The organism is Agrobacterium sp. CCNWLW155 (assembly GCF_036888815.1).
Lineage (GTDB): Bacteria > Pseudomonadota > Alphaproteobacteria > Rhizobiales > Rhizobiaceae > Agrobacterium > Agrobacterium radiobacter.
On the sequence record NZ_JBAKFW010000001.1, the window covers coordinates 687574 to 702117 of the forward strand.

Below are 14544 nucleotides of genomic sequence, written 5' to 3' on the forward strand. Positions count from 1 at the left end.
ATGTGACTTGCAATTTGATCCTCGTAGCACCCAGCACCGCCAGCAAAGGGCGGGCATCAGTTTCATGCCTGTCTAGCCGATCGCCGGCCCGTTGAAAAGAAAACGCCCAAAGCCCACAACCGTGCCGAAATGAACCTTATGATACAGCCAAAGCCATAAAAACGTAATTTCCAGAATTGGCGAGAATGGTTAAATTTCTATTTATTTCATTCACTTTACCCTGCCCCAACGGAGCGTCAGCGCACCCGGTAAAGCCCGGTTTTCCGGCCATTTCGCGTCGTAGTAAAAATGACACGCCGACGCCTTTTTCTCCGCGCACCACGCCACACGGTAAAATCGCTTTTGCACGGCGGGAAATATCTGCCTCCGCCGTATTGCAGCGCTTTCATTGCCGGCGCGATGATTCTATATATCGGCCGCGCAAGGCGGGCGAAGGCGCCGTTTTGGCGGAGGAACACGAGTAAAAAGGCAAGATTGATGACAGCCACACGCACGGAAACCGATACATTTGGACCCATTGAAGTTCAGGCCGATCGCTATTGGGGCGCGCAGGCGCAGCGCTCGCTCGGCAACTTCAAGATCGGCTGGGAAAAGCAGCCCGCCTCTGTCGTTCGCGCGCTCGGCATCGTCAAGCAGGCAGCGGCCCGCGCCAACATGGCCCTGGCCGGCCTCGACCCGAAAGTCGGCGACGCCATCATCGCGGCTGCTCAGGAAGTCATCGACGGCAAGCTGACCGAACATTTCCCGCTCGTCGTCTGGCAGACCGGTTCCGGCACGCAGTCGAACATGAACGCCAACGAGGTGATTTCGAACCGCGCAATCGAAATGCTCGGCGGCGAAATGGGCACCAAGAAGCCGGTTCACCCCAACGATCACGTCAATATGAGCCAGTCCTCGAACGACACCTACCCGACGGCGATGCACATCGCCTGCGTGGAAGAGATCGTTCACCACCTGCTGCCGAGCCTGAAGCACCTGCACAAGGCGCTGGAAGCCAAGGTCAAGCAGTTCGAAAAGATCATCAAGATCGGCCGCACCCACACCCAGGATGCAACGCCGCTGACGCTCGGCCAGGAATTCTCCGGCTATGCCGCGCAGGTCTCCTCGGCCATCGCCAATATCGAAACCACCCTGCCCGCACTTTCCAAGCTCGCCCAGGGCGGCACGGCTGTAGGCACGGGCCTCAACGCCCCAATCGGCTTCGCCGAGAAGGTCGCGGAAGAAATCTCCAAGATCACCGGCCTGCCCTTCGTCACTGCGCCAAACAAGTTCGAAGCGCTCGCGTCGCACGATTCCATGGTCTTCTCCCATGGCGCGATCAATGCGGCTGCCGCAGCACTGTTCAAGATCGCCAACGACATCCGCTTCCTCGGTTCCGGCCCGCGCGCCGGTCTTGGCGAATTGTCGCTGCCGGAAAACGAGCCCGGCTCATCGATCATGCCGGGCAAGGTGAACCCCACCCAGTCGGAAGCATTGACGCAGGTTTGCGCCCACATCTTCGGCAACAATGCAGCGCTCTCGTTTGCCGGTTCGCAGGGCCACTTCGAGCTCAACGTCTATAACCCGATGATGGCCTACAACTTCCTGCAGTCGGTCCAGCTTCTGGGCGATGCGGCCGTCTCCTTCACCGACAATTGCGTTGTCGGTATCGAGGCACGCGAAGATAACATCCGGAAGGGCGTCGAAAACTCGCTGATGCTGGTGACTGCGCTCAACAGCAAGCTCGGCTACGATATCTGCGCCAAGATCGCCAAGACCGCGCACAAGAACGGCACGACCCTGCGCGAAGAAACGGTCGGTGGCGGATACCTCACCAACGAGGAATTCGACCAGTTTGTACGCCCGGAAAACATGATCGGCCCGAAATAAGCCGGTCGGGATTTATCGCTGGAATTGGAACGGGCCTTCGGGCCCGTTTTTTATTGCCGGATGGATAAGGACAGGCTCCAAGCTGGACAGGCTGCGATGGTCCGGTATTGACCTCGCCTGCCGTTTTGAAGATCGTCCTTGTGAGCCGGTCTCCGGCGCAAATGCCGAAACCCCAAGCGCGATGAGGATGACGCCATGATATGCCGCCGCAATCTCCTGCTGGGCGGCGCGCTTTTCGCGGCGGCCTTGAAAATCCCAGATGTCTTGGCCCGGGACAGGCGGCTGCAAATACCTCTCTGGCCCGGCCCACCTCCCGGCGGCAGCGGTCCGGGTGGCGCTCTGGAGATCAGCAGGAAAGGCGCGGTCAGCAATATCAGCCTGCCGAGCCTTGAAATATTCGCACCCGAGAAACCAAACGGTTCCGCCATCATTATCGCGGGTGGCGGTGGATATAAACGCATCGAAGAAGGCAAGGAATCCTATCCTGCAGCACGCTGGCTTGCCGCAAGGGGTATCCACGCCTTCGTCCTCACCTATCGCCTGCCGATCGAAGGCTGGGTCGCCGGTCCGCTTGCCCCGCTTCAGGATGCACAGCGTGCCATCAGGCTCATCCGCGCCCGCGCTTCGCAATGGCAGATCGATACGCACAAGATCGGCGCGCTTGGCTTTTCTGCGGGCGGCCACCTGATGGGCCTGACTGCGGCCCGCTCCGCCTTCTCATCTTACGATGCCCTCGATGATATCGACAGGCAATCAGCCCGGCCGGATATCGCAGCGCTGATCTACCCGGTCATCACGCTATCGGCTCCCTATGACGATACCTCGACCCGCAAATCGCTTGTCGGCAGACATCCGACGGATGCGGCAACGCGGCAATGGTCGGTGGAAAGCCATGTGGGAAAGGATTGCCCGCCGATTTTCCTGACGCAGGCCGATGACGATCGCATTTCCGATCCGGCCAACAGCCGTATCATGCAGCAGGCCTGCGAAAAGGCCGGCGCGGATGTCGAGTTTCATCCAATCGCGTCCGGCGGTCACGGCTTTGGCATGGGCAAGCCCGGAACTCTCACCGAAGCATGGCCGACATGGTACGAAGCGTGGCTTAAGAAACGCAGCTTTCTGACCTGATGCATGGGGCGCATCGCAGCGCACCGCGCGTCCCAAGCCCATTATCACCAAACAAAAGGGCCGCAAAAGCGGCCCTCTTCATCTCATTCAAACTGTCAAACCAGCCGGCTCTGCTCCACCGCCGCCTCAACGAAGCTGGCGAAAAGCGGATGCGGATCAAGCGGGCGGCTCTTCAGTTCCGGGTGATACTGCACACCGATGAACCACGGATGGTCAGGATATTCCACCGTTTCCGGCAGGACGCCATCCGGAGACATGCCGGAGAAGACGAGGCCGCAATTTTCCAGGCGGTCCTTGTAGTCCACGTTCACCTCGTAGCGGTGGCGGTGGCGCTCGGAAATATCCGTGGTGCCGTAGATTTCGGCGATCTTGGTATCTTTCTTCAGCGCCGCCTTGTAGGCGCCAAGACGCATCGTACCGCCGAGATCGCCCTTGGAGGAGCGCTTCTCCAGCTCGTTGCCCTTGACCCATTCCGTCATCAGGCCGACGACCGGCTCGGAAGTCGGGCCGAATTCGGTGGAGGAGGCATTTTCGATGCCGGCAAGGTGACGGGCCGCTTCCACGACCGCCATCTGCATGCCGAAGCAGATGCCGAAATAGGGCACGTTGCGCTCACGCGCGAACTGCGCCGCCATGATCTTGCCTTCGGAACCACGCTCACCGAAACCACCAGGCACGAGAATGCCGTTGACCTTTTCGAGATAGGGTGTGGGATCTTCCTTTTCGAAGACCTCGGACTCGATCCATTCCAGCTTGACCTTGACCCGGTTGGCGAAGCCACCGTGATGCAGCGCCTCGATCAGCGATTTATACGCGTCCTTGAGGCCGGTATATTTGCCTACGATCGCAATCGTTACCTCGCCTTCCGGTGTGCGGATGCGGTTGCAGACCTCTTCCCAAGGCTCCAGACGCGGCTTGGGCGCCGGCTCGATGCCGAAGGCGGCCAGCACTTCCGAATCGAGGCCTTCCTTGTGGTAGGCAATCGGAACGTCATAGATATTCGCCACATCCAGCGCCTGGATGACGGCGGAAGGACGCACGTTGCAGAACAGCGAAAGCTTGCGGCGTTCCGCTTCCGGGATTTCCCGGTCGGCGCGCACAAGCAGGATGTCGGGGTGAATGCCGAGCGCCTGCAGTTCCTTCACGGAATGCTGGGTCGGCTTTGTCTTCAACTCGCCGGCTGCCGGAATGTAAGGCATCAGCGTCAGGTGAAGATAGATTGCGGTGCCGCGCGGCAGGTCGTTGCCGAGCTGGCGGATCGCCTCCATGAACGGCATCGCCTCGATATCACCCACCGTGCCACCGATTTCGCAGATGACGAAGTCGTAGTCGTCATTGCCTTCGATCACGAAATCCTTGATCTCGTTGGTGACATGCGGAATGACCTGAACGGTTGCGCCGAGATAGTCGCCGCGCCGTTCCTTGTCGATGATGTTCTTGTAGATACGACCGGTCGTGATGTTGTCGGTCTTGGTGGCCGAACGCCCCGTGAAGCGCTCATAGTGGCCAAGGTCGAGGTCCGTCTCGGCACCGTCATCCGTCACGAACACTTCGCCGTGCTGTGTCGGGCTCATGGTGCCGGGATCAACGTTCAGATAGGGGTCGAGTTTGCGAAGCCGCACCCGATAACCACGGGATTGCAACAAAGCTCCGAGTGCTGCCGCGGCGATGCCCTTGCCTAGAGAGGAGACCACGCCGCCTGTGATGAATACATATCGCGCCATGGGATTCACCGGATACCTTTTTACCTCTGATTCCGCCAGCCCAAAATTAATGGTTTCGAAAATTCGCTGTTGACGAATCCGCGATGGGGCGAGCCGGAATGCGAACAAAAGAAAACCGGCAGGCTTTTGGCCTGCCGGAGCGTTAAATCAAAACCGGGCTTATTGACCGGTCGGAACTGCGTTCGGATCGGCGGGCTGCGCCGGTGCCGGGGCGGCCGTGCCGGAAGCGGCAGGGGCCGGTGTCGTCTGCGCCGGAGCGGCCGCACCATTATTTGTCGGAACGCCATTTTCAGCCGGAGCCGGGGCCGGCGTCGTTGCCGGACCGAGCGTGTCGAGAATGCCGTTGCCCTGACCCTGCGTGGCCGGAATACGGTTCAGGATGTCGGTCGGGCGCGATTCGTAGCGGGTCATAAGACCAAGGCCGAGCGACGTCAGGAAGAACAGCGCGGCGAGGATCCCCGTTGTGCGGGTCAACGCATTGGCCGTTCCGCGCGCGGACATGAAGCCCGAACCGCCGCCGATACCGAGGCCGCCGCCTTCGGAACGCTGAATCAGGACCACGCCGACAAGCGCCAGCACGATCATGAGGTGAATAACAATCAAAACGGTCTGCATGACAATCCATTCCATGCCCCGCGCGGAGCACCATAAAGAAGGTTTTGCGGCTCTTTACATGAGGCGACGGCTTATTCCAAGCCCCTTTCCCGCCACTCGTGCAGGAAAGCTTGGATCAAGCCGTCAGTTGCTCGTATGCCGCATAGATGGAAAGGAAGTCGGAAGCTTTCAAGCTCGCACCGCCAATCAGCGCACCATCGACGTTCTCGACGCCCATCAGTTCCAGCGCATTGGCCGGCTTTACCGAGCCGCCATAGAGGATGCGCATGGTCTTGCCGGCATCGCCGAAGCGCTTGACGAGTTCGTCGCGCATGAAGGCATGGGCCTCGCGCACGTCTTCGACCGTCGGCGTCAGGCCCGTGCCGATTGCCCAGACAGGCTCATAGGCGATGACGGTATTTTCGGCCGTCGCCTCATCCGGCAGCGAGCCGGCAAGCTGGCGCTTGAGAATATCGAGCGTCTGGCCCGCCTTGCGCTCATCCGCCGTCTCGCCGATGCAGACGATGGCGATGAGGTCGGCCTGATGGGCGGCAGAGGTCTTGGCGCGGACCAGATGATCCGTCTCGGCATGGTCGGTGCGGCGCTCGGAATGGCCGACGATGACATGGGTGCCGAAGCAGTCGGCGATCATCTCGGCGGAAATATCGCCGGTATGAGCGCCGGATGCGTTCTGGTGGCAATCCTGCGCGCCGATCATCAGCGGGCTGTCATCACAGAGCGCTGTTGCGACATAGAGCAGTGTCGAGGGCGGGCAGATCAGCGCATCCACCTTTTCGGACAGCGCGCCCTTGACGCCTTCTGCCATGGCCTTGATCTGATCGAGCGAGGCACGGGTGCCGTTCATCTTCCAGTTTCCGGCAACAAGCGGTCGAACATTCGGCGTCATGCGTATCCATTCCCTTTGTCTCTGGCCCCGCCTTTGGCGGCGCCCCATCCCTCAGCCGCAAGCGGCCCTTAATCACGACAGAAATACTGCCGGAAATCCCGGGATATTCCTTTAACCGCAGAAGGCCGCAAATGGTACAAAAAAGCGGCCCTTAGGTTCAAAACGACGGCCGATTTCGCAAATTTCACCGCCGCTGACCCAAATTGAGGCCTCAGCGGCTCAAAATCCAGTTCAAAACCGCCCGCCAGTCGGTCATGCGCACCGGCGTGCCGTGGCTGCCGGTCTCATACCGCGTGAACCGCGCCGGCTCACCGGCCTTCAGCAGGGTACGGAAGATCGTCGCCTGCTGATCGACCGAATAGACCTTGTCGGCGCTGCCATGGGTGAACCACACCGGCTTCCTGGCCTTGGCAAAGGCACTTTTCGGAAAATCGGGATCGACCGCACCACCGAGGATCGCCATGCCCTTGAGGTTGGCGACAGCAGCCTTGTCGCGGCTGATGCCATAGCAGATGAAGCTGCCCATCGAGGCACAGGTCAGTACGACCGGCTTGCCGCCCGATTTTTTGGCCGCATCGGCAATCAGCGCCGCGACATCTGCAACGCCGTTCTCATCGAAGGAACGCACGCTCGGCGCATAATAGGTGCCGCCATTGGCGACGGCCAGGTTCTTCAGCCGGTTGAAGTTGCCGCCGAAGGTGTAGTCGTTCATGCCGAGCCGCCGGTCACCACCGCGCCCGTGGATGAAGATGACGGTGAATGCCTGACCGCTTGCCGGCCCGACGCGCCCCACCTCGAGCGCCCTGCCCTCGACCGACACGGTTTCAAGCGCCTGCGCCTTCTTCGGCGTCATATCGACATATTGCCGCTTCACCCGCCGCTCCGGCACTTCGTCGCGGCCGTTGATGTCGCGCATTTCCTGATAGTCGATGACCTCGGATGCGCCGCCATCCCCGGTGGAAAGCAACGTCTGGGCGGAAAACAGCTCATCCTTGAAGGGGCGCAGCGGCCCGTCGGAGGCCGAAGCCGCAACCGGCATGGCCGCAACAGTCAGGCTGAAAAGAGTACAAAACGTGAAATGAGCTGTGGACATGCCTTGGCTAACCGTTCATTCGTGGCTGCGAGACTTGCCATTGCAAGGCCGGCAGCGCAATCCTCCTGTTGCGAAACCCTGACACAATCGTGGCATAGGATGCGCCGCGTTTGCCCGACGGACCCACTTCAATCGGACGGGAACCGCGTTTGGCGTTATGATTGACGCTACTGGCATAATGATTCGCATGGCGAAATTCTGACACACGCTTTTGAACTTTGGACATGATGGACGACAGCAACGATCTCTTCTCCGGTCTTCCGGCAGCACGAAACAGCGATACGGAAACGAACGAGGACGCCGCGAAGACGCCGGCGACCGCGGCCGCCAACGTGCCCGCCAACCTGAATGTGCAGCCGAAACCCGCAGCCGTTGCGGCCGTTACGCCGCCTGCCCCTCCGGCCCCTGTGTCTCCTTCCGGTGACGAATACGGCGCGTCGTCGATCCGCGTGCTCGAAGGGCTGGAGCCGGTGCGCATGCGGCCCGGCATGTATATTGGCGGTACCGACGAGAAGGCGCTGCACCACCTCTTTGCCGAAGTCATCGACAACTCCATGGACGAGGCCGTCGCCGGCCACGCCAACTTCATCGAAGTCCATCTCGATACCGAAGGTTTCCTGACAGTCACCGATAACGGCCGTGGTATTCCCGTGGAAAACCATCCGCAGGTTCCGGGCAAGTCGACACTCGAAGTCATCATGACCAAGCTGCATGCCGGCGGCAAGTTCGACGGCAAGGCTTATGAGACATCGGGCGGCCTGCACGGCGTCGGCGTGTCCGTGGTCAATGCGCTGTCCGATCTTCTGGAAGTGGAAGTGGCGCGTAATCGCAAGCTTTACCGCCAGCGTTTTTCGCGCGGCGCGCCGATCGGCGGGCTGGAGGAGCTGGGCGACGTGCACAACCGTCGCGGCACCCGCGTGCGTTTCCATCCGGACCCGCAAATCTTTGGCGATCACGCCAAGTTCGAACCGGCCCGCATCTTCCGCATGGCCCGCTCCAAGGCCTATCTCTTCGGCGGCGTCGAAATCCGCTGGAGTTGCGATCCCGGCATGGTGCCGGCCGGCGGCGAAATCCCTGAGAAGGCCGTGTTCCATTTCCCCGGCGGCCTCAAGGATTATCTTGCCGCCACGCTCGGCAAGGAATTCACCGTCACCCGCGAGATTTTCTCTGGCCGCACCGAAAAGACCGGCGGCCACGGCGCGCTGGAATGGGCCGTCACCTGGTATGGCGGCGATACGCAGATTCATTCCTATTGCAACACCATCCCGACGCCCGAAGGCGGCACGCATGAGGCGGGTTTCCGCATCGCGCTCACCAAGGGCCTCAAAAATTACGCTGATCTGACGCAGAACAAGCGCGCCAAGGACATCACCACCGACGACGTGATGATCTCTGCCGCCGGCATGCTCTCGGTCTTCATCCGCGAGCCTGAATTCGTCGGCCAGACCAAGGACAAGCTCGCCACCGTCGAGGCCCAGCGCATCGTTGAAAACGCGCTGCGCGATCCCTTCGACCACTATCTCGCCGGCAATCCGGGCGAAGCGGCGAAGCTGCTCGACTGGGTGATCGAGCGCGCCGAAGAGCGCCTGCGCCGCCGCAAGGAAAAAGAAGTCAACCGCAAGACCGCGGTGCGCAAGCTGCGCCTGCCCGGCAAGCTGGCGGACTGCGCCCAGAACACGGCGGAAAATGCGGAACTCTTCATCGTCGAGGGTGACTCGGCGGGCGGCTCCGCCAAGCAGGCCCGCAACCGCGCCAATCAGGCCATTCTGCCGCTGCGCGGCAAGATCCTCAACGTCGGCAGCGCCAGCCGCGAAAAGCTCTCGGCCAACCAGCAGATCGCCGATCTCATCCAGGCGCTCGGCTGCGGCACCCGCACCAAATACCGCGAAGAAGACCTGCGGTATGAACGCATCATCATCATGACCGATGCCGATGTCGACGGCGCCCATATCGCCTCGCTGCTCATCACCTTCTTCTATCAGGAAATGCCGGAACTCATTCGCGGCAATCACCTCTATCTGGCGGTGCCGCCGCTCTACGTCATCCGTCAGGGCGCCAAGAGCGCCTATGCCCGCGACGACGCCCACCGCGCCGAACTGATGGAAACCATCTTCAAGGGCAAGAAGGTCGAAATCGGCCGCTTCAAAGGCCTTGGCGAAATGATGGCCCAGCAGCTGAAGGAAACCACCATGGATCCCGAAAAGCGCACCTTGCTGCGCGTCGAGATCGACGATGTGGATTTCGAAGGCACCCGCGAGGCCGTCGACAATCTGATGGGCACCAAGGCCGATGCCCGCTTCCGTTTCATTCAGGAGCGGGCGGCCTTCGCGGATAATCTGGATATCTGATCATCCGGATGCACCCCTGAAAGGCAGCGCATGGCGCTGCCTTTTGTGTTGGTGTGGAGGGAACCTCATGCGGATAGTGCTGACGGGCAGTTCCGGTCGGGTCGGCCGCGCGATTTTCAGCGCCCTGGCCGGCAGGCACGATGTTACCGGCATTGACCGCTCCCCCTTTTCCACCACTCACATTGTCGGCGATTTCGCGGACATAAAACTGCTGCGTTCCGCTCTGGAGCGAGCGGATGCGGTGATCCATGCGGCAGCGCTCCATGCACCGCATGTCGGCATCGTTCCAGACGCAGAATTTCAGCGCATCAACGTCGGCGGGACCCGCATGCTGGCGGAAGCGGCCATGGCGGCGGGTGTGCCACGGCTGGTTTTCACCAGCACCACGGCGCTTTACGGACAGGCGGTATCTGCAGGGTCCTGCACATTTATCGATGAAGAGACGCCGCCCCGGCCGAAAAGCATCTATCACCGCACCAAGCTCGAAGCCGAGCAGGTGCTGGCGGAGATGGCCGGCCCGCATCTCGCCGTGCGCGTGCTGCGTATGTCCAGAAGTTTCCCGGAGCCCGCCGATGTGATGGCGGCCTACCGGCTGCATCGCGGCGTCGATATCCGCGATGTCGCCGATGCCCATGTGCAGGCGCTGAGCAATGCTGGAGACGATTTCCAACGCTATATCATATCGGCCGCGACCCCGTTTTCCGCTGATGACAGCGACATTCTCGCTCGGGATGCAGCCTTCATCCTGCGGCAGCGGACCCCGGCCGTCGCCGCCACTTTCGCGGAGATGGGATGGACGTTGCCAGCGACCATTGACCGGATCTATTCACCCGCACGCGCCGCAGAGGAGCTGGGCTGGACATCCCGCTTCGGTTTCGAGGAAGTAGTGGCTGAGCTTGCCCGGCGCAGCCTGGAAGTCCTGCCAGCAGGTGCCAATATCAGCCGGAAATCCGAGTAAGTCCGGCCCTATGCGGCCGCATCCTCGCGGACTTCCAGAATGCGGTCGATCAGGCCCCATTCCAGAGCCTCCTGCACCGTCATGAAGCGGTCGCGATCCATCGCCCTCTCGAACTCCTCGTAGCTGCGCCCGCAATGTTCGGCATAAAGCCGCGTCATGCGGTGTTTTGTCTGCCTGATTTCCTCGGCGTGGATAAGCATGTCCGACGCCTGCCCCTGAAAACCGCCTGATGGCTGGTGAATGAGGATGCTGGCATTGGGCAGCGCCGTCCGCGTGCCGGGTTCGCCCGCCATCAGCAGGAACGAGCCCATGGAACGGGCCGTCCCCATGCACAAGGTATGCACCGGCGCGCGAATGTAGCGCATGGTGTCATACATGGCGAAACCGCTGGTCACCATGCCACCCGGCGAATTGATGTAGAGATGGATCGGCTTCTTCGGGTTTTCCGCTTCAAGAAACAGCAATTGCGCGCAAACCAGCGCGGAAACCGTATCGTTCACCTCTCCGTTGAGGAAGATGATCCTCTCGCGCAACAGGCGGGAGTAGATGTCGAAAGACCTTTCTCCCCTTGACGACTGTTCGACTACCATAGGGACGAGTTGCATCGTTTCGCGCATCGGCGAACTCCTGTCGTTTAAGAATATCGGGAAACGTGCCGGATCAGGCTGCGAGCTTGATCGGCGAACCGTTGTGGTTTGCGGCGGCCTTCGTCATGCGGCCGGTATTTACGGGCAGGTCATGAATGATGCGCAGGCTGGTGCCGCCATGGTCATTCGCTGCGATCTGGAACGTGACGGTGCTTTCCAGAAATGGCGGATGATCCTCCCGCAGCCGGTAGCAGACCTCCTGCCCCGGCGTGGATTTTATCGCCTCTGGTTCCGCCAGGGCTTGCCTCGGCAACCAGTGTTCGCGAAAGGCGGGAATGCTGATCGCACGCCACACTTTCTGCGGCGGCTCGTCCAGATCATATTCAAGCTCCAGACCGTTTTTCGGTGCTTCCGGTATTTGCCTGTTCATTGATCCATATCCTTCAGCAGGAGCTTCAGAGCCTCGATGCGCTGCGGCCAATAGGCGCGATATTTGGCGAGCCATGCCGCAATGCGGGTCAATCCTCCCGGATCGACCTCATAATTGACGAAACGGCCCTGCCGTCTTTCAACCACCAGCCCCGCCCCGCGCAGGACAGAAAGATGCTGCGACATGGCCGGCTGGCTAATCTCGATGCCTTCGCGCAAGGCGGAAGCGTTCATGGCGCCGTCCGCCAGCTTCTCGAAAATGGCGCGGCGTGTCGGATCGGCCAGCGCACGGAAAATATCGTTCTCAGTCATGACAACACATAAGCACACACTTATCTGATTCACAAGTCCCTTCGGCGGGCGGAAGGCAGCGTTTTTCATCCACAGCGTCCAATTCCGTGAACGCTTTCTCCCCTCGCGCGTTTTCACTGCGCCTGATACTCTTCGGGCCGGGAGCGATCAAAACAAGTGACTGCATTTACGGTCTTCATCATCATTCTTCTCCTGGTCATAGGACCGAGCCTGTTCGTCGTCATCGGCAAGCAGCGGGAAAAGGCCATTCCCAAGCGCCCTTCCACCGCCCTGCCCGTTGCCGAGGATGAAACGGCGCTGGACCGGCACTGGCAATCGATCCGAAACGGCTGGAACGAGAAGAACGCGCTCTGCCTCTTACATTCCAATCTCGATGCCTTTGCGGTGCGCGTGGCGGCGGCCCGGGCGGCGGGGCGCAGCCTCGATCTCATGTATTACATGTGGAATGCCGACCTGACCGGACGGCTGATGATGCGCGAAGTCATCGCCGCCGCCGATCGCGGTGTGCGCGTGCGTCTGCTCCTCGACGATCTCGGCGTTTCCATCTCAGACCGTATATTTCACGCCATCGACAGCCACCCCAATATCGAACTCAGGCTGTTCAATCCCACCCGGGCGCGGGAAAACATGCTGCATCGAGGCATCGAGCTGGTGCTGCGTTTCCGAAGCGTCAACCGGCGCATGCACAACAAGGCGTGGATTGCCGACGGGCGGGCCGTGATCGTCGGCGGGCGCAATATTGGCGACGCCTATTTCGATGCCGCCGAGCGCGCGAATTTCCATGATTTCGATATTCTCGGTTTCGGCAGCATCGTCGCCGACGCCACCGAGATCTTCGACGATTACTGGAACAGCGCCGTTTCCGTTCCCGTGCGTTCCCTGCTTTCACGCAGGCCAAACAAACTCGCCAAATTGCGCCGCGAACTGGATGCCCTGCCGAAAAGCGAGGCGGCCAAACCCTATCTGGAACGCGTCGAAAGCCAGTATGGCCGCGACCACTTCCTGATGTCGGACCGCCTGCACTGGGTCGAGGCGGCGGATATCCTTGCCGATCCGCCGGAGAAAGCGGCGGGCAAACGCCGCAAGGGTCACAACTTCCTGATGGAAAGCCTGCTGCCGCTGATGCAGGCAGCAGGCGACAGTCTGCACATAACCTCCCCCTATTTCATTCCCGGCAAACAGGGGGTGGGGATATTCCTGCAACTCGCCGAAAACGGCGTGTCAGTCGCCATCCTCACCAATTCGCTGGCGGCGACCGATGTTGCCGCCGTTCACGCCGGTTATGCCCGCTATCGAAAACCGCTCCTCTCCGGCGGGGTGCAGCTGCATGAGCTGCGCGCGCAGGCGGATCAGTCGAACTTCACCCTGCGCGGTTCGGGACAGGCGAGCCTGCACACCAAGGCCTTCACCCGTGATGGCAAGACCGGCTATATCGGCTCGCTCAATTTCGATCCACGCTCCGCCTCGCTCAATACGGAAATGGGCGTCGTGTTCAACTCGGCCCCGCTGGTCGCCCGTATGGATGAGATATTCGCCGACGAAATCCGCCGCACCATGAGCTTCGAGCTGGAAATCGACAAAGGCAGGCATATTGTCTGGATGACGGAAGAACAGGGCCGGACGAAAACCTACCGGCGCGAACCCGACGCCGACATCAGCCGCCGCATCGTCGCCGGTATCATGCGCTTCCTGCCGTTTGAATCGCAGCTTTGACAGGCCGTCACGCCGCTCCCCGTCAGGCCGCCGGCCTTACCCCCGCTTTCGCCAGCCGTATCTGAACCAGCGTATCGAGGTTCTGGTTGACGCGGCAATAGAACTCCTCGTCAATGAAGGGCCGCAGCATGAAATCATTGCCGCCCGCCTTGAGGAACCGTGCGGAAAGCAGCCGGTTGGTGGAGGACGACACGCCGATGATGCGCAGCTCATGCGACCCGCGTACGGTGCGGATGCGCCGCGTCAGTTCGAAGCCGTCAATATCGGGCATGTTATAGTCGGTCACCACGAGGCCGATATCGGAATTGGCCTTCAGGATTTCGAGCGCCTTGGCGCCGCTATCTGCCAGGCTGACACGGAAATTATAACGCTTGAGGCGGCTCGAAAGCAGCGCCCGCGCCGTCGGGCTGTCATCAACGATCAGCACATGGTGGCGGTGGTTGGTGAGAAAACGGCAGACGGATTCCGTCAGCATATCCACGGCGAAAATATTGTCCTTCAGGATATAATCGACCACATCCTTGGCGATCAGCGTTTCGCGCGTCCCCTCGTGAAAGGTGCTGGTGAAAACGATGGTCGGGATCGAAAGATCGATCAGATATTCCAGCGCCTCGCCCTTTTCCGCCCCCGGCAGGTTGATGTTGGAAATCGCCAGCGTCACCGGTTCGGGAGAATGTTCGTAACAGGCCTGCAACTCCTCGAAATTGCGGCACACTTCCACGGTAACGCCCAGTAATTCATTCAGGCGCATGCTCACCATCTGGGTGAACACATTTGTATCTTCCGCCAGCAAGATGCGGCTGTTGGTAAAAGGCACGCCAGAATATTGCATGCCCGTAATGCCCAGGAAATTCATTCTGCCCCGATCCCCCATCGTATGTC

13 protein-coding genes are annotated in these 14544 nt (G+C 60.6%); 5 read left to right on the plus strand and 8 right to left on the minus strand.

Going from position 1 to position 14544, the window contains the following annotated elements:
- The first annotated feature begins 477 nt into the window (after window positions 1-477).
- Together fumC and V6S97_RS03480 are read left to right on the plus strand one after the other, a co-directional pair.
- Window positions 478-1869, plus strand: coding sequence for a class II fumarate hydratase (gene fumC / locus V6S97_RS03475; RefSeq protein ID WP_080866156.1), 1392 nt, complete (start codon window positions 478-480; stop codon window positions 1867-1869).
- A 195-nt stretch (window positions 1870-2064) separates the two neighbouring features.
- Complete coding sequence (locus V6S97_RS03480) at window positions 2065-2997, plus strand: alpha/beta hydrolase (protein WP_060726281.1); 933 nt, start codon at window positions 2065-2067, stop codon at window positions 2995-2997.
- 95 nt (window positions 2998-3092) lie between these two features.
- Here V6S97_RS03480 and V6S97_RS03485 read toward each other — a convergent pair whose 3' ends face one another.
- The 4 genes from V6S97_RS03485 to V6S97_RS03500 form a co-directional block, all read right to left on the minus strand.
- The gene (locus V6S97_RS03485) at window positions 3093-4721 is read right to left on the minus strand and encodes a CTP synthase (protein ID WP_003502929.1); all 1629 of its coding nucleotides are present in this window, start codon (window positions 4719-4721) and stop codon (window positions 3093-3095) included.
- A 159-nt stretch (window positions 4722-4880) separates the two neighbouring features.
- On the minus strand, window positions 4881-5336 hold the full coding sequence (gene secG / locus V6S97_RS03490; protein WP_003502931.1) for a preprotein translocase subunit SecG: 456 nt from the start codon (window positions 5334-5336) through the stop codon (window positions 4881-4883).
- A 115-nt stretch (window positions 5337-5451) separates the two neighbouring features.
- Window positions 5452-6222, minus strand: coding sequence for a triose-phosphate isomerase (tpiA, locus tag V6S97_RS03495; protein WP_087744079.1), 771 nt, complete (start codon window positions 6220-6222; stop codon window positions 5452-5454).
- A 211-nt stretch (window positions 6223-6433) separates the two neighbouring features.
- Window positions 6434-7315 (minus strand): alpha/beta fold hydrolase, encoded by an 882-nt coding sequence (locus V6S97_RS03500; RefSeq protein WP_080866159.1) that lies wholly within the window; start codon window positions 7313-7315, stop codon window positions 6434-6436.
- Window positions 7316-7539: 224 nt separating this feature from the next.
- On the opposite strand from V6S97_RS03500, the gene parE reads away from it, so the two are divergent.
- On the plus strand, window positions 7540-9663 hold the full coding sequence (parE, locus tag V6S97_RS03505; protein ID WP_334426080.1) for a DNA topoisomerase IV subunit B: 2124 nt from the start codon (window positions 7540-7542) through the stop codon (window positions 9661-9663).
- A 67-nt stretch (window positions 9664-9730) separates the two neighbouring features.
- Entirely contained in the window at window positions 9731-10621 is an 891-nt protein-coding gene (locus V6S97_RS03510) for an NAD-dependent epimerase/dehydratase family protein (protein ID WP_334426081.1), read from the plus strand.
- 8 nt (window positions 10622-10629) lie between these two features.
- On the opposite strand, the gene V6S97_RS03515 is transcribed toward V6S97_RS03510, so the two are convergent.
- Genes V6S97_RS03515 through V6S97_RS03525 form a run of 3 tightly spaced genes read right to left on the minus strand, consistent with a single transcriptional unit; the run spans window position 10630 to window position 11949 of the window.
- Window positions 10630-11238: an ATP-dependent Clp protease proteolytic subunit gene (locus tag V6S97_RS03515; RefSeq protein WP_111834438.1), complete on the minus strand. Its 609-nt coding sequence runs from the start codon at window positions 11236-11238 to the stop codon at window positions 10630-10632.
- Window positions 11239-11281: 43 nt separating this feature from the next.
- Window positions 11282-11638: an SRPBCC family protein gene (locus tag V6S97_RS03520; protein ID WP_087744084.1), complete on the minus strand. Its 357-nt coding sequence runs from the start codon at window positions 11636-11638 to the stop codon at window positions 11282-11284.
- Window positions 11635-11949 (minus strand): ArsR/SmtB family transcription factor, encoded by a 315-nt coding sequence (locus tag V6S97_RS03525; RefSeq protein WP_003502944.1) that lies wholly within the window; start codon window positions 11947-11949, stop codon window positions 11635-11637. The genes V6S97_RS03520 and V6S97_RS03525 overlap by 4 nt, the downstream gene beginning before the upstream one ends.
- Before the next feature lie 156 nt (window positions 11950-12105).
- Here V6S97_RS03525 and V6S97_RS03530 point away from each other — a divergent pair, with 156 nt between their 5' ends.
- On the plus strand, window positions 12106-13662 hold the full coding sequence (locus V6S97_RS03530; protein ID WP_334426082.1) for a phospholipase D family protein: 1557 nt from the start codon (window positions 12106-12108) through the stop codon (window positions 13660-13662).
- 22 nt (window positions 13663-13684) lie between these two features.
- Here the strand turns inward: V6S97_RS03530 and V6S97_RS03535 are convergent, their stop codons facing one another.
- Entirely contained in the window at window positions 13685-14518 is an 834-nt protein-coding gene (locus tag V6S97_RS03535; RefSeq protein WP_107675664.1) for a response regulator, read from the minus strand.
- Window positions 14519-14544: the final 26 nt, after the last annotated feature.

Coding starts and splice junctions, on each gene's coding strand:
- fumC (WP_080866156.1), top strand. CDS start 478: ATGACAGCCACACGCACGGAAACCGATACATTTGGACCCATTGAAGTT.
- V6S97_RS03480 (WP_060726281.1), top strand. CDS start 2,065: ATGATATGCCGCCGCAATCTCCTGCTGGGCGGCGCGCTTTTCGCGGCG.
- V6S97_RS03485 (WP_003502929.1), bottom strand. CDS start 4,721: ATGGCGCGATATGTATTCATCACAGGCGGCGTGGTCTCCTCTCTAGGC.
- secG (WP_003502931.1), bottom strand. CDS start 5,336: ATGCAGACCGTTTTGATTGTTATTCACCTCATGATCGTGCTGGCGCTT.
- tpiA (WP_087744079.1), bottom strand. CDS start 6,222: ATGACGCCGAATGTTCGACCGCTTGTTGCCGGAAACTGGAAGATGAAC.
- V6S97_RS03500 (WP_080866159.1), bottom strand. CDS start 7,315: ATGTCCACAGCTCATTTCACGTTTTGTACTCTTTTCAGCCTGACTGTT.
- parE (WP_334426080.1), top strand. CDS start 7,540: ATGATGGACGACAGCAACGATCTCTTCTCCGGTCTTCCGGCAGCACGA.
- V6S97_RS03510 (WP_334426081.1), top strand. CDS start 9,731: ATGCGGATAGTGCTGACGGGCAGTTCCGGTCGGGTCGGCCGCGCGATT.
- V6S97_RS03515 (WP_111834438.1), bottom strand. CDS start 11,238: ATGCGCGAAACGATGCAACTCGTCCCTATGGTAGTCGAACAGTCGTCA.
- V6S97_RS03520 (WP_087744084.1), bottom strand. CDS start 11,638: ATGAACAGGCAAATACCGGAAGCACCGAAAAACGGTCTGGAGCTTGAA.
- V6S97_RS03525 (WP_003502944.1), bottom strand. CDS start 11,949: ATGACTGAGAACGATATTTTCCGTGCGCTGGCCGATCCGACACGCCGC.
- V6S97_RS03535 (WP_107675664.1), bottom strand. CDS start 14,518: ATGAATTTCCTGGGCATTACGGGCATGCAATATTCTGGCGTGCCTTTT.